The organism is Geodermatophilus sp. TF02-6 (genome assembly GCF_003319115.1).
Classification (GTDB): domain Bacteria; phylum Actinomycetota; class Actinomycetes; order Mycobacteriales; family Geodermatophilaceae; genus Geodermatophilus.
In genome coordinates this window covers 298,269-316,390 of record NZ_QOHF01000001.1, presented here as the reverse complement: position 1 = coordinate 316,390, position 18,122 = coordinate 298,269, and the positions used below count along the sequence as shown (strand labels likewise).

16 protein-coding genes are annotated in these 18,122 nt (G+C 72.3%); 12 read left to right on the top strand and 4 right to left on the bottom strand.

Translation table 11 applies throughout. From position 1 onward, the window contains the following. Nucleotides 1-170: 170 nt before the first annotated feature. The 10 genes from DQ238_RS01520 (at nt 171) to DQ238_RS01475 (ending at nt 11,336) form a co-directional block, all read left to right on the top strand. The gene (locus DQ238_RS01520; protein ID WP_113779517.1) at nt 171-1,340 is read left to right on the top strand and encodes a cytochrome P450; all 1,170 of its coding nucleotides are present in this window, start codon (nt 171-173) and stop codon (nt 1,338-1,340) included. Nucleotides 1,341-1,381: 41 nt separating this feature from the next. Further along, the gene (locus tag DQ238_RS01515) at nt 1,382-1,588 is read left to right on the top strand and encodes a ferredoxin (RefSeq protein WP_113779516.1); all 207 of its coding nucleotides are present in this window, start codon (nt 1,382-1,384) and stop codon (nt 1,586-1,588) included. Next, nucleotides 1,585-2,739 (top strand): NAD(P)/FAD-dependent oxidoreductase, encoded by a 1,155-nt coding sequence (locus tag DQ238_RS01510; protein WP_199506061.1) that lies wholly within the window; start codon nt 1,585-1,587, stop codon nt 2,737-2,739. The genes DQ238_RS01515 and DQ238_RS01510 overlap by 4 nt, the downstream gene beginning before the upstream one ends. 37 nt (nt 2,740-2,776) lie before the next feature. Beyond that, on the top strand, nt 2,777-3,781 hold the full coding sequence (locus tag DQ238_RS01505) for a phosphotriesterase (protein WP_113779514.1): 1,005 nt from the start codon (nt 2,777-2,779) through the stop codon (nt 3,779-3,781). Between the two features lie 37 nt (nt 3,782-3,818). Continuing rightward, on the top strand, nt 3,819-4,772 hold the full coding sequence (locus tag DQ238_RS01500; RefSeq protein ID WP_113779513.1) for a phosphotriesterase: 954 nt from the start codon (nt 3,819-3,821) through the stop codon (nt 4,770-4,772). A gap of 11 nt (nt 4,773-4,783) precedes the next feature. Continuing rightward, on the top strand, nt 4,784-5,953 hold the full coding sequence (locus tag DQ238_RS01495; protein ID WP_113779512.1) for an NAD(P)/FAD-dependent oxidoreductase: 1,170 nt from the start codon (nt 4,784-4,786) through the stop codon (nt 5,951-5,953). Beyond that, nucleotides 5,950-6,870 carry an alpha/beta hydrolase gene (locus DQ238_RS01490; RefSeq protein WP_113779511.1) on the top strand — a complete coding sequence of 307 codons (921 nt, stop codon included), beginning with the start codon at nt 5,950-5,952 and terminating at the stop codon, nt 6,868-6,870. The genes DQ238_RS01495 and DQ238_RS01490 overlap by 4 nt, the downstream gene beginning before the upstream one ends. Nucleotides 6,871-6,878: 8 nt before the next feature. Beyond that, on the top strand, nt 6,879-7,823 hold the full coding sequence (locus tag DQ238_RS01485; protein ID WP_233495617.1) for an MBL fold metallo-hydrolase: 945 nt from the start codon (nt 6,879-6,881) through the stop codon (nt 7,821-7,823). Continuing rightward, nucleotides 7,816-9,546 (top strand): CocE/NonD family hydrolase, encoded by a 1,731-nt coding sequence (locus tag DQ238_RS01480; protein ID WP_113779509.1) that lies wholly within the window; start codon nt 7,816-7,818, stop codon nt 9,544-9,546. The genes DQ238_RS01485 and DQ238_RS01480 overlap by 8 nt, the downstream gene beginning before the upstream one ends. Before the next feature lie 353 nt (nt 9,547-9,899). Beyond that, nucleotides 9,900-11,336: an aldehyde dehydrogenase family protein gene (locus tag DQ238_RS01475; RefSeq protein ID WP_113779508.1), complete on the top strand. Its 1,437-nt coding sequence runs from the start codon at nt 9,900-9,902 to the stop codon at nt 11,334-11,336. 170 nt (nt 11,337-11,506) lie between these two features. Here DQ238_RS01475 and DQ238_RS01470 read toward each other — a convergent pair whose 3' ends face one another. Genes DQ238_RS01470 through DQ238_RS01455 form a run of 4 tightly spaced genes read right to left on the bottom strand, consistent with a single transcriptional unit; the run spans nt 11,507 to nt 16,415 of the window. Next, on the bottom strand, nt 11,507-12,952 hold the full coding sequence (locus DQ238_RS01470) for a gamma-aminobutyraldehyde dehydrogenase (protein ID WP_113779507.1): 1,446 nt from the start codon (nt 12,950-12,952) through the stop codon (nt 11,507-11,509). 40 nt (nt 12,953-12,992) lie between these two features. Next, entirely contained in the window at nt 12,993-13,358 is a 366-nt protein-coding gene (locus DQ238_RS01465) for a hypothetical protein (protein WP_199506060.1), read from the bottom strand. Continuing rightward, nucleotides 13,345-14,898, bottom strand: a complete 1,554-nt coding sequence (locus tag DQ238_RS01460; protein WP_113779506.1) for an FAD-binding oxidoreductase — start codon at nt 14,896-14,898, stop codon at nt 13,345-13,347. The genes DQ238_RS01465 and DQ238_RS01460 overlap by 14 nt, the downstream gene beginning before the upstream one ends. Before the next feature lie 2 nt (nt 14,899-14,900). Further along, a complete protein-coding gene (locus tag DQ238_RS01455; RefSeq protein ID WP_199506059.1) occupies nt 14,901-16,415 on the bottom strand; it encodes a (Fe-S)-binding protein in 1,515 nt (504 codons plus the stop codon). 128 nt (nt 16,416-16,543) lie between these two features. Here DQ238_RS01455 and DQ238_RS01450 point away from each other — a divergent pair, with 128 nt between their 5' ends. Beyond that, on the top strand, nt 16,544-17,317 hold the full coding sequence (locus DQ238_RS01450; protein WP_113779505.1) for a FadR/GntR family transcriptional regulator: 774 nt from the start codon (nt 16,544-16,546) through the stop codon (nt 17,315-17,317). Next, nucleotides 17,314-18,027: a cache domain-containing protein gene (locus DQ238_RS01445; RefSeq protein WP_158550683.1), complete on the top strand. Its 714-nt coding sequence runs from the start codon at nt 17,314-17,316 to the stop codon at nt 18,025-18,027. Before DQ238_RS01450 ends, DQ238_RS01445 begins: the two co-directional genes overlap by 4 nt. Nucleotides 18,028-18,122 lie beyond the last annotated feature (95 nt).

Here is an 18,122-nt window from a genome sequence, read left to right as displayed (position 1 = left end):
GACCCCTATCCCCTACCGCTCGCAGGCTCGCGGCGGGACCTTGCAGGGAGCCGCGGAGAACAGCGGGGTCCTCCCAGGGTCCGAGGAGCAGTGAGTCCGACCAGGCCGGCTCGCCGTGGTGAGCCGACCACCGGCAGTGTTCGAAACGACGTCCAGCTCTCGAGGTGACCATGTCCGTCCCGACCTCCGACATCGACCTCTTCGCCGACGAGGTCCTGCTCGACCCGTACCCGTACTTCGCAGAGCTCCGCGAGCTCGGCGGGGTCGTGCACCTGCCCGCCAACGACGCCTACGCCCTCACGCGCTACGACGTCATCCGCGACGCGCTCGGCGACCCGGCGACCTTCTCGTCGCGCAGCATCGGCTTCAACCCGGTGGTCAACGAGGCGCTGCAGGGCACCTCGCTGGCCTCGGACCCGCCGGACCACGCCCGGCTCCGGGCCACGCTGACCGAGAACCTGTCCCCCAGGGCCCTGCGCGGTCTGAAGACGCAGATCGACACCAAGGCCGCGGCTCTGGTCGGCGAGCTGGTGGAGCAGCGCTCGTTCGAGGCCATCGACGCGCTCGCCCGCGCCTTCCCCCTCGAGGTCGTCGCCGATCTGATCGGCTTTCCCGGCCACGTGCGCGACAACATGCTGCGCTGGGGCCAGGCCGCGATGCAGGTCATCGGCCCGATGAACCAGCGGACCGCGGAGAACTTCCCCATCGCCGGTGAGCTCTACGCCTGGTGCTCCAGTGTCACCGCCGAGGACCTCGCGCCCGGCTCGGTCGGTCGCGGAATCTTCGACGCCGAGGCCCGCGGCGACATCCCGCCGAACACGGCCGGGCACATCATCCACCAGTACCTCGGTGCCGGGGTGGAGAGCACGATCGCCGCGATCGGCAACGTCGTCGCCCTCTTCGGGACCTACCCGGAGCAGTTCGACCTGGTCCGGAAGGACCTCTCGCTCGTGCCGGCCGCCTTCGCCGAGGTGCTCCGCTTCTGGGCGCCCATCAACACCTGGGGCCGACACGTCGCCGAGGACGTCGAGATCGACGGCGCCACGGTGCCCGCGGGCTCGCAGGCCGCGATCTTGCTCGGCTCCGGCAACCGCGATCCGCGCCACTACGAGAACCCGGACACCTTCCTGGTCGAGCGCAACCCGGTCGACCACCTGACCTTCGGCTACGGCCCGCACGGGTGCGCCGGGCAGGGGCTCGCGCGGCTCGAGGCGCACGCCGTCATCGAGGCACTCGTCAGCCGGGTCCAGCGCCTGGTCGTGGGCGAGGAGTTCCGCGTCCCCAGCAACATCACCAGGAGCATCGAGCGGCTGCCCGTCCTCGAGACGGTGCCCGCATGAGCTCCTCGACAGCTGCGAGACCGACGAAGGGAAGTGACCTCATGAGGATCGTTGCGGACCAGGACCGGTGCGAGGGCCACGGACTGTGCGCTGACACGGCGCCGGAGGTCTACGACCTCGACGACGACGCCATCGTGGTCCTCCGCCACGAGGTCGTGCCGCCGGAGCTCGAGCGCAAGGCCGAGGCCGGGGCGCGGGTGTGCCCGGTCGCCGCGCTGCGCGTCGAGCAGATCGGCGCCGAGCCGTGAGCGTGCGCGACGTCGTCGTCGTCGGCGGCTCCATCGCGGCGCTGACCGCGGTGGAGATGCTGCGGATGGAGGACTTCGACGGCCGGATCACCGTGCTCAGCGACGAGGACGTGCCGCCCTACACCCGCGTACCCCTGTCGAAGGGGGTGCTCACCGGCACCGAGTCGATCGATGACGTCGTCCTCGCACCGCTGGCCGACGACGTCGACCTGCGCCTGCAGACGTCCGCGACGGCGCTGGACATCGACACGCGGACCGTGCACACCCCCAGCGGGCCCGTGCGCTACGACGGCCTGGTCATCGCCACCGGCGGCCGCGCCCGCCGCCTGGGACGACCCGACCAGGTGGAACGGGTGCTGCGCTCCCACGGCGACTGCGCCCGCCTGCGCGACGACCTGGCCGCGGCCTCCTCGGTGCTGGTCGTGGGCGGCGGTTTCCTCGGCATGGAGATCGCCTCCACCGCCCGGACGCTGGGCAGAGAGGTCACCGTCGTCGACCTGGCCCCACCGCTGGACCGGCTGCTCGGCGCCGCCGTGGGCGGGCACGTGCGGTCCGTGGCCACGCAGGCAGGCGTCCGCATCGTCGTCACCGACGGGGGCGTCCGGCTGCTCGGCGCCCCCGTCCCCACCGGGGTGGAGCTGGTCGACGGCACCCGCCTGGAGGCCGATCTCGTCGTCTCGGCGGTCGGGGACGTACCCAACGTGGAGTGGCTCGCCGGCTCCGGGGTCCAGCTGCACGGCGGGATCGTCGTCGACTCCCACTGCCGGGTCGCTCCCGACGTCGTCGCCGCCGGCGACGTCACCGTGATCTCGGAAGGCGACGGGCAGCTGACCCGCTCCCCGCACTGGACCAACGCCGTCGACCAGGCCCGCGCCGCGGTCCGCGCGCTGCTGCACGGGGACTCCGCCGCGCCCTACCGGCCGTCGCAGTACTGCTGGACCGAGCAGTTCGGTCTCGACGTCAAGATGGTCGGCGACCTCGACCCGCAGGGCGAACCGACCGTGCTCGACGGCTCACTCGACGAGGGCTCCGCCCTGCTGGCCTGGCCCGACGCCACCGCGCCGCGCACCGTCATCGCGGTCAACCACCGCACCCCGCCCGCGAAGCTCAAGCGCCTCCTCAAGCCGGCTGCTGCGGCAGCCCCCGCGTGACGCCGCCACCGGCGAACGCTGACGAAAGGTATCGCTCATGACGGACGCACGGACTGCGCCCAGCCGAAGCGTCAACACCGTCCTCGGCCCCGTTCCCGCTGACGACCTGGGCGTCGTCTCGGTCCACGAGGCCCTGCTCTCCGTGGTCCCGGGGGCCGAGCACGCGTACGACATCACCATCGACCGCGCCGAGGTCTTCGAGGTCCTGGCGAAGAAGCTGACGGACTTCCGCAACGCCGGTGGGGGGACGATCGTCGACAGCACCGGCATGTTCTACGGCCGCGACGTGCGCCTGTACGAGGCGCTCTCGCGCTCCACCGGCGTGCACGTCGTCGCGTCGACGGGCATGGGGCCCGAGGAGATGCTCGGCGGCTACTTCCTGACGCCGCAGACCAACCCGCCGACGCCGTGGCCGGCCGAGAGGTTCGCCGACCTGTTCTCCCAGGAGGTCTCCGAGGGCATGGTGGTCCCGCGCGTGGAGCGCCGGGGCGGCGCGGGCCTGGTGGCCACCACCGCGACCCGCGAGGGCATGACGGCGACCGACGAGAGCCTGTTCCGCGGCGCCGCCCGTGCCGCACGGGACACCGGCGTCCCGGTCTCGATCCGCTTCGGCGCGGACGCCGTCCACGACCTCGAGGTCGTCCTTTCCGAGCAGCTGCCGGCCGACCGCGTGGTCGTCGGCGGGCTCGACCGCAGGGACGCGGTCGATGCCGGTGCCCCGCTCGAGGTCGCCCGCCGCGGGGCCTACGTCGCACTGGACCACGTGGGCTCGGACTCCGTGGACAGGGACGACGACGACGCGCACCTCACCGACCGCGAACGCGCCGCCCTGGTGGTCGAGCTCGTCCAGGCCGGCCACGCGGACCGGATCCTGCTGTCGAGCAACGCGATCGGCGTGGCCGTGGGTCAGCCTGCCTACGACCTGCCGTTCAGCCACGTCTGCTCGACGTTCGTCCCCTTCGCGAAGTCACTGGGGCTCAGCGACGAGGACGCCCGGCGGATCCTCGTCGGCAACCCCCGCGACCTGCTGACCGTGCGCTGAACAGACGACCCGACGACTCCCGGAGAGAGAAGACCTGATGTCGAAGGTGAACACCGTGCTCGGGACGATCCCGGCCGAGGAACTCGGCGTCGTGGCCGTCCACGAACACATCGGCTACGGCATGCCCGGCTCCGAGCTGGACTCGAAGTGGTGGAAGACCCCCGAGCAGCGGTACGAGGAGACCGTGCCGAAGCTCCGTGCGTTCCACGAGTACGGCGGCGGGACCTTCGTCGACGTCACCGGCATCTGCAACGGCCGCGACGTCGACTACTACAAGTCCCTGTCGGCGAAGACCGGGGTCCACATCGTCGCCTGCACCGGCTTCGTCGGCGGCGACACCGCGCTGCCGCACTTCGCCCGGGCGAGCGTCGACTACCTGACCCGCCAGTTCGTCTCCGAGATCACCGTCGGCATCGGCGACACCGGCAGCCGCGCGGGCGTCATCAAGGTCGGCGTGAGCCGCGGCGGGCGCATGACGGAGCTGGACAAGCGCATCTACCGCGCCGCCGCCCGCGCCGCCCTGACCACCGGCGTGCCGATCATGACCCACCTGGCGATCGACGCCGAGACCGCGATCGCCATCTTCTCCGAGGAGGGGCTGCCGCTGGACCGCGTGCTGTTCGGGCACGCGGACGACGGCGTGAACGCCGAGAAGACCCGCGACACCTGGATCGCCGAGCAGGGCGGTCGCGTCGGCTTCGACACCTTCGGCTACGAGACCGAGCTCGAGGACCCGCCGTTCTGGGCCCGCCCGCGCAAGGAGCGCCTGGACCACTTCCTCCGCTTCATCGGCCAGGGACACCTGGACAAGGTGCTCGCCTCGGCCGACGCCAACTGCAGCCCGCTCGGCTGGCCCGGTGTCAAGGGACACACCGTCAACTACGTCTTCGAGGACCTCATCCCCGACCTGCGCGAGGCCGGGGTGGACGAGGCCACGATCACGACGATCTTCGTCGACAACCCCGCCGACTTCCTGACCATCCGGACCTGAGAGGAACGACCATGGACATCACGAACCTGAAGATCGCCGTCGTCGGTGCCGGGTACGGCGGCGCCGCGGTGGCCAAGGGCCTGAGCGTGCACGGCGCCGACGTCGCCGTCTACGAGCAGGCGACCCAGATGCGCGAGGTGGGCGCCGGCATCGGTCTGCGCCCCTCCACCATGGACCGGTTCCGCCAGTGGGGCGTCTTCGACGCGATCGCTGCGGTGAGCTCGCCGAGCGACTACTTCGAGATCCTCACGGCGACAGGTGAGCCGATCATGAAGGACTCGTGGCCGGGCATGGAGGACTACGAGGTCAAGACCCACACCCACATGATCCACCGCGGCGACTTCATCGACGCCCTCCTGGGCGTGCTCCCCGAGGGCATGGTGCGCCTCGGCCACAGGCTGGGGACCGTCGAGGACCGGGGCGACCGCGCCGTCATCACCTGCGCCAACGGCACGACCGTCGAGGCCGACCTGGTCATCGGTGCCGACGGCATCAAGTCGGCGGTGCGCCGACAGCTGTTCGGCGACCAGGGACCGGTGTTCTCCGGTGAGCACGCCTACCGCACGGTGATCCCCACCGACGACGCCCACGGGACGGTCGTCGACGACAACCTCCGGATGTACGTCGGCAGAGGCACGAAGGTCTACCTGCTGCCGCTGCGCCATCGCAACCAGTTGTCGTTCGACATCACCGCCCTGAACCCGGACGGCAGCTGGACGCCGACGGTCACGAAGGACGACCTCGTGGCGACGGTGGAGGGCTTCGACGAGCGGATCGTGGCCATCGCGCGCGGCCTCGACATGGACGCCGTCAACATCAAGGCCGTCTACGACATCGACCCGGTCGACTCGTGGCACTCGGACTCCGTCGTCCTCATGGGCGACGCAGCCCACGCGATGCTGCACCACCAGGGCCAGGGCGCGAACTCGGCGATCATGGACGCCGGCGCCCTCGTCGACGCCCTGCTGGAGGCGGACTCCGTCCCGGAGGCGCTGGCCTCGTACCAGGCGGCCCGCAAGCCCGTCACCGACGAGCTGCAGCGCATCTCGCGCCAGGGGTGGAGCGAGGACGAGCTCGACGACGTCTTCCCCGGACAGAAGCCCGCCGGACAGAAGCCCGCCGGACAGAAGCCCGCCACCGAGCAGCCCGCCTCGACGGGTGCGGATGCGGTGGCCCCGTGACCCTGCACCCCGAGATCGCCGAGGTCCTCGGCAACCTGCCCGAGCTCCCCCCGGGGCCGCTCGACCCGGGAGCTCTGCGCGCCGCAGAGGAGGCGCAGGTCCCGCCGGTCGAGGAGCGGCTGCCGCTGCACTCGGTGGAGGACGCGACCGCGCACACGCCGACGGGCGACGTGCCGGTGCGGATCTACACGCCGGTCGAGGCCGACTCCTACGGACTGCTGGTGTACTTCCACGGCGGCGCCTTCTTCCTCGGCAGCCTGGAGACGCACGACTCCGTCGCGCGGTCCCTGGCCAAGGAGACCGGGTGCAAGGTCGTCTCCGTCGGCTACCGCCGGGCGCCCGAGGCCGCGTTCCCGGCCGGTCTGCAGGACTGCTACGCGGTCGTCCGCGGGGCCGTCGAGAACGGCGAGCGCCTGCACTGGGACGGCCGGACCCTCGCGATCGCCGGCGACAGCTCCGGCGGCGGCTTCGTCGCCGCCGTCGCCGCGATGGCCTCCGACGACGGGTTCGACCGCATCACCCACCAGGTGCTGTTCTACCCGTCCCTGGACCTGGACTTCGACGTCGACCGCTACCCCTCGCTGCGGGAGAACGCCGAGGGGTACGGCCTGGAGACGGCCGGCCTGAAGCCGTTCAACGCCTTCTACGTCGACAGCGGCGCGGACCCGGACGACCCCCTGGTCTCGCCGATCAAGCGCGCGGACCTCACCGGGTTGCCACCGGCTCTGATCGTCACGGCCGAGCACGACCCGCTGCGTGACGAGGGCGAGCGCTACGGACAGCGGCTGGCGGACGCCGGGGTGGACGCGAGGGTCACCCGGTACGCCGGCGCCAACCACGGGTTCGTCGTGAACTTCTCCTGGATCCCGGAGTACGCCCGGGTGTTCCGGGAGACGGCCGAGTTCCTGGGGCGGTGAGAGCGATGGTGACGATCCACCCCCTGGTCTCGCCCTGGGGCCGGTTCGGGCTCTACAGCTTCTTCCTCGACGCGCCCGAGCCGGCCATCGTCGACACCGGGATCGCCTCGTCTCCCGCCGACGGCATGGCTCCCGCGCTCGAGGCCCTGGGGCGCAGCATCGCCGACGTCCGCTGGATCCTGCTGACCCACGGCCACGTCGACCACGTCGGCGGCGCGCACGCCCTGTGGGAGCTCACCGGCCGGCGCGCGGAGGTCGTGATCTCCGAAGCCGACGCGCACCTGCTGCGCTCGCGCCGCACCCACGTCCAGCAGTACGTGGACGTGCGCTCGCAGTACCTGTCCGACCCCGAGGGCGTGGAGAGGCAGACGGCGATGGCGGCCGACGCCATCTCCGGGGAGATGGAGCCGTCCGTGCTCGTCCGCGGCGGCGAGACGCTGTCCCTGGGCGGGGACGTCACCGTCTCGGTGCACGCTCTCCCGGGCCACACGGCCGGGTCTGTCGCATACGTCGTCGACGGCCAGGACGACGTGTTCGTCGGCGACGCCGTACAGGTGCACGGGGCCGCCAACGGGTTCCCGGGGTACGAGGACCCGCGCTCGTACCGCGCCAGCCTCGAGCACCTGCGCGACGCCGTCCGTCCGCAGCACCTGTACCTCGGGCACCCGTACCGCACGGCCGGCGGGGTGCCCTACGGCGTCGAGCTCGACCGCGAGCAGGCGCAGCGGGCGCTCCAGGAGAGCCTGGACGTCGAGGCCCGCGTCGCCGACGCCGCCTCCCGGTACCTGCGGGACGGGCTGCAGGAGACCGGCTCGGCCCACTCCCCGTTCGCCCGCGTCGCCGAGGAACTCGGCTACGACAAGGACCCCAGGCTCGAACCGTCCCCCTTCTTCACCACGCTGCACGGCTACCGCGTGCAGTTCGAGACCGAGGAGTTGCGCGGCCATGGCTGACACCCGACGGCTGGACGCCGGTGGGCAGACGATCGGCGTCCAGAAGGACCTACGGATCCCCATGCGCGACGGCGTCACCCTGGCCGCCGACGCCTACTCCGGCGTCGAGGACACCCCGCGCCCGGCCCTCGTCGCGCTCAGCCCGTACGGCAAGGAGCTGCAGGCGCTCGCCCTCACCATCCCGCCCCAGCGACGTCCCAGCCCGATGTGGGACGGCTGCATCGAGGCCGGCGACATCGCCCGCGTGGTCGCCGAGGGCTACGTCCACGTCATCGGCGACCTGCGCGGCTCCGGGGCGTCGGAGGGCGAGCACATCGGCAACTACAACGCCGGCGGCGTGCCCCTCGGCCAGGACGCCTACGACGTCATCGAGTGGGTCGCCGAGCAGCCGTGGTGCGACGGCAACGTCGGCATGATCGGCATCTCGTACTACGGGTCCATGCAGGTGCTGGCCGCGGCCGAGCGCCCGCCGCACCTGAAGGCGATCTTCGTCAGCGGCGGCCACTTCGACTTCTACGAGACCACCTACCACGGCGGCGTTATGTGGTTCATGCCGCGCGCCGCCCGCGAGGGACGCGGTGGCGACAGCGGGTGGGCCTATACCGACCGGATCACGTCGCGCATGCTCGAGACGTACTCACCGGAGGAGGTCGAGAAGCGCGTCGCCGAGCGCCTGCAGGACCCGGACGTCGCCGCCTGGCCGAACCTCGTCCACGTGCTCCACTACCCGAAGCACCACGAGGCCTGGTTCGACATCGTCCTGAACGAGCTCGACGGCGACTGGTACGAGGAGCGCAATCCGGTCAACCTGGCCGAGAACATCGAGATCCCGGTCTATCTCCAGATCGACCAGGGCCGCGGATGGACCGTGGACGGCCACATCGAGCTGTTCGACGTGCTCACAGGCCCCAAGAAGCTGGTCATCGGCTCCTACCCGCCGATGCAGTCGCGCCCCTGGGTCGAGGAGCACGACGAGATGTTCCGCTGGTACGAGTACTGGCTCAAGGGCGTCGACAACGGGATCATGGACGAACCCGCCGTGAGCGTCTTCGTGGAGGGCTCGCGCGAGGTGGTCACCGCCGAGCAGTGGCCGCCGAAGGACGTCGAGCACCGGTCGCTCTACCTGCGCCCGCGCGCCAAGCTCTCCCCGGAACCCGAGCCGATGGGCCCCGAGCACGCCGCGCCGGACGGCTTCTACCAGGCGCCGCTGACGGTGACCGACCGGGTGGAGATCCTCAGCTGGAGCACCGCGCCGTTCGAGGAGGACACCGAGCTGATCGGCACCGGTGCCGCGCACCTGTTCGCCGAGATCGACCAGCCGGACACCAACTTCATCCTGCGGCTGTGGGACGCCGCCCCGGACGGGAGCCGCCAGCTGGTCACCACCGGCTTCCTGAAGGCGTCGCACCGCGAGCTGGACGAGCGGACGACCGAGGGCAACCCGTACCACCCGCACACCCGCGCCGTGCCGGTGGAGCCGGGGGAGATCGAGGAGTACGTGCTGCGCCTCTACCCGTTCGCGGCCACGTTCCGGCCGGGTCACCGTCTGGTGGCGGAGCTGTCCAACGACGAGCCGCTGGCCGACGCCCACAACGCGCTGCTGCCGCCGGACGCCTTCCACCTGCCGGTGGGCCGGCCCGTCACCCACAAGATCTACCGCGACGCCCGCCACCGCTCCCGGCTCGTGCTGCCGTTCACGACGCGGAAGGCAGCGGTGGAGTAGCGGCGACCTCGCCCGGGCGGCCCGGATCCGACTGCCGCGATCGGGGCTCCACCGGCCATGACGTACAGGATGCCTCCGGACGTTCCGGCCGCAGGTGTCCGTCACGTCGGGAGACTTCCCGGCGGACCACTGGAGGCCTCCGGCGCCCGGGTGCGGCGGTGGGGGACCGGCGGCTGGCCGCGGCGGCTGCTCCGGCGGAGGCGATCAGCTGGGGCACGACCGTGGTCACCGTGCCCTGACCGTGCCAGGCCGGCGTCCGTGGGGGGTCCGGGTGGACAGAGCGGCTCTGGTCCGGGGTGGGGGGCGTCCCGCAGATTCGGCGCGAAGCCCTGCGCACGTCCCGAGGAGGACACATGACCACCCCGTACTGGGTCGCCGGCCGGCCCCGGACCGGCACCGACGTGCTCGAGGTCCGCTCGCCGTACGACGGCGCCCTGGCCGGCCGGACGACGACCGCCACCCTCGAGGACGTCGAGGCCGCGGTCGCCGGCGCCGCCGGTGCCCGCGCCGCCTGCGCCGCGACCCCAGCCCACGTACGCGCGGCCGCCCTCGACCACGTGTCCCGGCGGCTGGCCGAGCGGGCCGAGGAGGTGGCCGCGCTCATCACCGCCGAGTCGGGCAAGCCGCTGAAGTGGGCCCGCCTGGAGGTGGCCCGCGCCGTCTCGACGTTCCGCTGGGGTGCGGAGGAGGCCCGGCGGTGGTCGGGCACCCTCCAGCGGCTGGACACCGACCCGGCCGCGACCGGGCGGATGGCACTGGTCCGGCGCGCGCCGCGGGGACCGGTGCTCGGCATCGCACCGTTCAACTTCCCGCTCAACCTGGTGGCCCACAAGGTGGCGCCGGCGATCGCGGTCGGCGCTCCGATCGTGCTCAAGCCCGCCCCTGCGACCCCGATGACCGCCCTGCTGCTCGGCGAGATCCTGGCCGAGACCGACCTGCCCGCCGGCTGCTGGTCGGTCCTGCCGCTGTCCAACGACGTGGCGGCGCAGCTCGTCCGCGATCCGCGGCTGCCGGTCGTGTCGTTCACCGGGTCGGTGCCCGTGGGCTGGTCCATCCGCGAGTCCGCGCCACGCAAGCACGTCACCCTGGAGCTGGGCGGCAACGCCGCGGTCGTCGTCGGCCCCGACCAGGGCGACGAGGGGTCCCTGGCGTGGGCGGCCTCCCGGATCGCCACCTTCGCCATGTACCAGGCGGGACAGTCCTGCATCTCGGTGCAGCGGGTCTTCATCCACCGGGACGTCGCGGAGGCGCTGACCGAACGGGTGGTCGAGGCCGTGCAGAAGCTGGTCACGGGCGACCCGACGGACGACGCCACTGACGTCGGCCCGCTGATCGACGAACAGGCCGCCTGCCGGGTGGAGAGCTGGGTGGAGGAGGCCGTCGTCGCGGGCGGGCGCGTCCTCACCGGCGGCACGCGGGACGGCGCCGCCTACGCGCCCACGGTGCTCACCGACGTCCCGGCCGAGGCGAAGGTGTCCTGCGAGGAGGTCTTCGGCCCCGTCGTCGTCCTCGATCCCGTGGACTCCGTCGACGAGGCCTTCACGCGGGTCAACGACAGCCGCTTCGGGTTGCAGGCCGGGGTGTTCACGCGGGACCTGCAGCTGGCCTTCCGTGCCGCACGCGAGCTCGAGGTCGGCGGCGTCGTCATCGGAGACGTGCCCAGCTTCCGGGCCGACCAGATGCCCTACGGCGGGGTCAAGGACTCCGGCACCGGTCGCGAGGGCGTCTGCGCGGCCATGGAGGACCTGACCGAGGAACGGGTCCTGGTCCTCACCGGCGTCGACGTCTGACGCACACCCCCCCCCGGCGATCACGGGGTTGTTGCGGATCCCCTCGGCGTGCCGACGCGTGTCGCCGGCAACAACCCCGTGATCGACTCGGGAGGCCGGTCCCGGGACGGCCCGGACCCACGCCCGGCCCGGTGGAGCCCCACCGGGCCGCGCGTGCGCCGCGGCGCGGCTCAGCTCTCGATGTTCGCCATCACGTGCTTGACGCGGGTGTAGTCCTCGAACCCGTACAGCGACAGGTCCTTGCCGTAGCCGGAGTGCTTGAACCCGCCGTGCGGCATCTCGGCGACCAGCGGGATGTGGGTGTTGATCCACACGCAGCCGAAGTCCATCTTCCTGCTCATCCGCATGGCCCGGCCGAAGTCCTTGGTCCAGACGCTGGAGGCCAGGCCGTACTGGACTCCGTTGGCCCAGGCCAGGGCCTGCTGCTCGTCGCTGAACCGCTGCACGGTGATGACGGGGCCGAAGATCTCCTTCTGCACCATCTCGTCGTCCTGCCGGAGCCCGGCGACGACCGTCGGCTCGACGAAGAAGCCCCGGTCGCCCAGCCGGTGTCCGCCGGCGGTGACGTCGGCGTGGTCGGGGGCGCGGTCGAGGAAGCCGGTGACGTGGGCCAGCTGGTTGGCGTTGTTGACCGGCGGCACGAGGGCGTCCTCGTCACCGGCCCCCTTCTCGTACGTGGTGGCGGTGTTCCTCGCCTGCTCGGTGAGGGCGGCGACGAAGTCGTCGTGGATGCCCGGCCCGGCCAGCACCCGGGTGGCCGCGGTGCAGTCCTGGCCGGCGTTGAAGTAGCCGGCCACCGCGATCGCCTCGGCGGCGGCCTCGAGGTCGGCGTCGTCGAAGACGACGACCGGCGCCTTGCCGCCGAGCTCCAGGTGCACGCGCTTGACGTCGCGGGCGGCGGCCTCGGCGACCTGCATCCCGGCGCGCACCGACCCGGTGATGGAGACCATCTGCGGGATGCGGTGCTCCACCAGCGCCCGGCCGGTCTCGCGGTCACCGCAGACGACGTTGAGCACGCCCGGCGGGAGGAACTCGGCGGCCAGCTCGGCCATCCGCAGCGTGGTCGCCGGTGTGGTGTCGCTGGGCTTGAGGACGACGGCGTTGCCCGCCGCGACCGCCGGGGCGAACTTCCAGACCGCCATCATCATCGGGTAGTTCCACGGCGTCACCTGCCCGACGACCCCGACCGGCTCCCGGCGGATCCAGGACGTGTGGCCGGCCATGTACTCGGCCGCGGCCTTGCCCTCGAGGTTGCGCGCCGCACCGGCGAAGAAGCGGATCTGGTCGACCATCGGCGGGATCTCCTCGCTCGCGGTCAGCCCGATCGGCTTGCCGGTGTTGCGGCTCTCCAGCGCCACCAGCTCCTCGGCGTGCGCCTCGATCGCGTCGGCGATGCGGAACAGGGCCAGGGAGCGCTCCGACGGGGTCGCGTCCCGCCAGCCCTCGAAGGCGTCCGCCGCGGCGCTGTAGGCCCGGTCGACGTCCTCGGCCCCGGACACCGGCGCCGAGGCGAACACCTCGCCGGTGGCCGGGTCGACCAGGTCCATCCGGCGGCCGTCGGTGGCGTCGACGTGCTCCCCGCCGACGAAGTTGCGCAGCTCGAGCTTCTCGCTCACGGGAGGTCCCTCTCGTTCGACTCTGGTGCTGATCCGGTCGTCATCGTGCTACCGAGCCGCTGATCGAACCAGCCTCTGGGCCGGATTCCTGCGGATTCCCCACTCCCGCGGCCCCCGCCGTCACCTCCGCCAGGAGCTCGGACCCGGTGACCACCTTCTCCGCGAAGTGCCGGTGCATCCAGGCGAGGTGGTCGTGCCGGCTGCGCATGATCCGCAGGGTGTCCCAGTTGGGGAACACCTGCTGGAGCACGTGCTCCTGCATCAGCCGGGGGTCGACCTCGTAGACGTGCTCGAAGGTCGACTGCGCCACCTCGCTGACCCGCACCGGTGACGGCGGGGTGTGCTGCTCGGCGAACCGGTACGGGGCGGCGGCCGACGGCCCCGCGGGTTGCTCATCGGTTCTCATCGGTGGTGTCCCTCCCGTAGGCCCGGTCGAGCAGGTACTTGCCGGGGTTCATGACGTTGTTCGGGTCCAACGCCCGCTTGACGTCGAGCATCACGTCGAACCCGCGGCCCAGTTCCTGCGGCACGAGGTCGACCTCGCCCTCGCGGCACGAGCCGTGGCAGGCGCTCATCGACCCGCCGTGGGCGAGGGCCACCGCGGCGATGTCCCGCTTGGCCTGCACCCACGCCGCCCACGCGGCGTCGTCCAGGCGCTGCTCCCAGATGCCGACGTCGATCTCGGTGAGGTAGTCGACGCCGGTGTTCGCCGAGGTGTAGGCGAACATGCCCCAGTCGTCGAAGACGTCGGTCTTCCGGCGCAGGTCGGCGAGGATCTCGTGCCAGGCCCGGCTCACCGCGGGGACGGCGGAGAAGTTGACCGCCGCGTCCTCGCAGTGCCAGGACATGGGGATGACCTGGCCGTCCTTGGTCCGGCCGTGCAGCGGGGTGGCGTAGCGGTCGTGCCGGGCGGCCCAGTCACCCTCGGAGATCTCGTCGCCCAGGTAGCGGGCGCCGTGCTCCTTGGCGATCCGGAACAGCCGCCGACCACCCGCCCGCACCTCGTCCTCGTAGCCGTACGCGACGGCGCAGACCAGGGCGCGGACGTCGGAGGGCTGCGGGATGTAGGCCTCGTCGTCCCGGCGCAGGTAGGCGACCTTGTGCTCGTCGAAGAGGACGGCGCCGGCGAAGGTGGCCACCCCGGCGCGGGCCAGCGCCCCGGTGCAGGCGTGCGCGTCCGCGTAGTCGTCGAACGCCCAGAACGGGGACAGCTCGGCCTCGGGCTTGGGGAAGAGCTTGAGCGTCGCCTTGGTCGCGATGCCGAGCGTGCCCTGGTGGCCCATGAACAGGTGCTTGAGCTGGTAGCCGCTGGAGCTCTTGCTGATCTTGCGGCCGATGCCGTCGCCGACGTGCAGGACCTCGCCGGTCGGCAGCACGTGGTCGAAGCTGAGCACCAGGTCGCGGGTGTGCCCGTAGCGGGAGCCGATCAGCGACCAGCCGCTGGTGCCGATCCGCCCGCCGACCAGCGAGCACGGGTAGGACGCCGGGTCGTCCGGGTAGAACAGCCCGTGCCGGGCCAGCCGCTCGTTGAGCTTCATCATGCTGATCCCGGTGCCCACCGTGACGGTGCGGTTGACCAGGTCCAGCTCGTGGATCTGGTTCATCCGCTTGACGTCGACGACGATGCCGCGGCGGTGCGGGACCGCACCGTCGGTCAGCCCGGTTCCGCCGTCGCGGGGCACGACCGGGATGCGCAGGTCGTTGGCGATCTTCACGACGGCCGCGACCTGCTCGGTCGTGGTCGGCAGCACCACGACGTCGGGCACCCGCTCGGACCAGCGGTGCACCGGGAAGGGGGCCGGCACCCGGGCGCGGTTGTAGCGGTCGGTCTTGGCCTGCAGGATCTGGTCGTCGGCCAGCACCGGCCGCAGCGCCGTCACCAGGGTGGTCAGGGCCGCGTCGTCCAGCGGCTCCCGGGTGAAGGGAGCCGGTTCGGTGATCGTCATGGTCAGTGCCCTCCGCACCCGCAGCCGCCGGACCCCTCGCCGGGGTCGTTGCCGCACCCGCCGCCGCAGCCACCGCCCCCGCAGCCCCCGAGGCCGCTGCCCCGGGTCCGCCGGTCCCGGCCGGGCACGCCGGTGCGCTCCTGGGCCAGCCGCCGGTCGCCGACGTCGCCGCGCGACCCGCCGACGGCGATGCCCAGCGACTGGGCGAACAGCTCGTGCAGGTCGACCACGTCGATGTCCTCGGCGTCGCCGGCCTCCGACAGCGGCCGCTCCGACCACGGGCAGGCGCTGACCAGCGTGTCGACGTCGAGCTCGGCGGCCCGCTCCAGCCGCGCGGCGCTGATCTTCGCGGTGAGCTCGGGCTTCTCGACCGGCAGCCCGCCCCCGCCGCCGGAGCAGTAGGACCACTGGGTGACCCGGTCGACGTCCTCGAACCGCAGGCCCGGGATGGCCCGCAGCAGCTCGCGCGGCTCGGCCCAGATGCCCTTGCGCTTGTTGAGCCGGCACGGGTCGTGATAGGTGATCGCGCGGTCCACCGGCACCGTCGGGGTCAGCCGGCCCTCGCGCAGCAGCTGCGCCAGCAGGTCGAGCACGAGCACGACCTCGATGTCGAACTCCTCGCCGAAGTACTTCGGGTAGTCCTCGGTGAAGCTGATGTAGTCGTGCGGGTCGAGCACCAGCAGGCGCTTGGTGCCCGTGGCCCGCCAGTCGTCCAGGTTGTGCCGGGCGAAGCGCTGCGCCTGCTCGGCGTAGCCCATCTCGGCGGCCGGGCCGCCGCAGCACCACTGCTCGCCCATCAGGCCGAACTCGTAGCCGGCCAGCTGGAGCATCTGGGCCACCGCCTGGGGCACCGACGTCCGGTAGAACGCGGCCTCGCAGTCGACGAACAGGACCGTCTCGCCGCCGATCGGGATGGAGAGGCCCTCGGCCCAGTCGCGCACCCTCTCCTGGCTGACCGGGGTCTCGCCGAGGACGGGCTCGTGGGTGCGCAGGTCGGTGCGCTCGTTCCAGACCTGCCAGTTCGGCTGGTGGACACCGCTCTCCACGGCCAGCGAGCGCACCGCCTTGACGACGTCGACGGTGCGGGTGCGGAACCGGTAGAAGTCGCCGGTGAACAGGGTGTTCGGGCAGCGCAGCTCGCAGGCGCCGCACTGCGTGCAGTTCACGTAGTCGGCGGCGATGTCGGCGATGTCGAGCTCGCCGCGCTCCATGGCGACGACGTTGGCGTGGAAGGCCGTGGGGGTCCACGACTCGTTGCGCTCGACCTGGGTGACCGGGCAGACCTCCCGGCAGAACTTGTGACCCGACGAGAAGCAGTTGTACGAGGTGTTGCGCCACTGCTCGACGAAGGCGGCCGTCTTCGGGTCCTGGCGCGGCGGGGGGATCGGGCCGGCGAGCGTCTCCGGGTAGTCCGCCAGCTCCGGCGGGTTGGAGGGGGCCCCCGGCGTGAACGGCTCGGAGAGGGCGTTGATCCCAGGGTCTTCCTCGGACGCCCGGTCGGGCTGGACCTGTGTCACTGCGTGCTCCTCGTCACAGGGGCGGGTGGGGCGTGCGTCACGCTAACCGCCAAAACCTATAGAATCAACGGTTAAGGCCGAGGTTCCGAGTGCGACACTGTGGGACACCCCGGTCACAGGAGGCGAGCGTGCAACTGCTCAGCGGTGACGCCCGGCGCGCCGTCTTCGCGCCCCTGGACGACGGCGCGCTGCGCAGCGAGGCGGTCGTGCGCCGGGTGGGCAGCGCCATCGCCCTCGGCCTGCTGGGGAACGGCGAGCAGCTGCCGACGGAGACCGACCTGGCGACGATGCTCAACGTCTCCACGATGACCCTCCGCGAGGCGCTGGCCGAGCTGCGCAAGCTCGGCCTGGTGGAGACCCGCCGCGGCCGCGGGGGTGGCAGCTTCGTGCGGGCGCGCGACGACGTCCTCGGAGAGCTGGCCGACGCCCGGCTGGCCGAGCTGGGCACCACCGACCTGCGCGAGCTCGGCGACGTCCACGGTGCGGTCGCGGCGGCGGCCGCCCGCCTCGCGGCGACGCGGGCGTCCCGCACCGAGACCGCGCGGCTGCGGGAGATCGTCGACCGGCTCGCGCACGCGGACTCGGTGACCGGTCAGCGCCGCACCGAGGGCCGGTACTACATCGAGCTGGCGGCGTGCGCGCAGTCGGTGCGGCTGACCATGCAGGAGATGGACCTGCACCTCGAGCTCGGCCAGCTGCCGTGGCCGCCGGCGCACGCCCCTGAGCTGCTCGGCGTCATCGTCGCCAGCCACCGGGCGGTGGTGGACGCCATCGAGGCCCGGGACGCCGGCACCGCGCGGGCCCTCACCGAGGGGCACATCGAGACCCGCACCCTCTGGTCGATCGAGCTGCGGCTGCGCGCCGGGCAGGGCGGCCTCGTCCCCCGACGGGAGGTGTCGTGACCCTCGAGCGCGAGGTCGCCCGCGGAACGGCGGCGGTCACGGAGGTGGCCGAACAGGTCTTCGCCACGGTCGCGGAGGTGCACGCCGCGGCCCTGCGGCCGGCCGCCTGGAACGGGACGCGGGCGGGCCGGCCGGTGCTCGGCGACGACGTCCGCGAGCTCCTGCTCCGGCCCGGCCAGCTCGCCGTCGGGCTCGGGCTGGTCGTCGCCCCCCGGCCGGAGCGAGGGCTGCCGCTGCGGCTCGAGTGGTGGCAGGTCGACCCCGACGGGGGCCGGTTGCGCACGCTCGAGCCGGACCTGAAGCCGACCAGCCTCGGGTATTACGACTACACGGCCACCGAGTGGTTCGACGTCCCGCGGCGAACCGGACGGCGGCACGTGATGGGCCCGTACGTCGACGTCCACGGGACCGGCCGGTACCTGCTGACGCTGACCGAACCGGTCGTCGTGGACGGCGAGTTCGTCGGCGTGGCGGGTGCCGACGTCCCGGTACGGCGGTTCGAGACCCACCTGCTGCGGGAGCTCGGCCCGCTGCCGGCGCCGGTCGTCCTGGTCAACGAGGAGGACCGCGTCGTCCTCTCCACGTCACCGCGGTGGCTGGTCGGCGGGCTGCTGCCGCCGGATGTGCTCGCCGCCGGCCCGGCGACCGACGTGCCCGGCGTCCCGTGGCGGCTGGTCCCGGTGGACGACCGGAGCCTCCTGAGCGCCTGAGCGTCCCGGGGACGGGACACGCGGACCGCAAACATCCGATCGTGTCTTGTCCTTTGAACTGTGGCTCTATAGGTTCTGCCGGTCCTTGTGGCCCG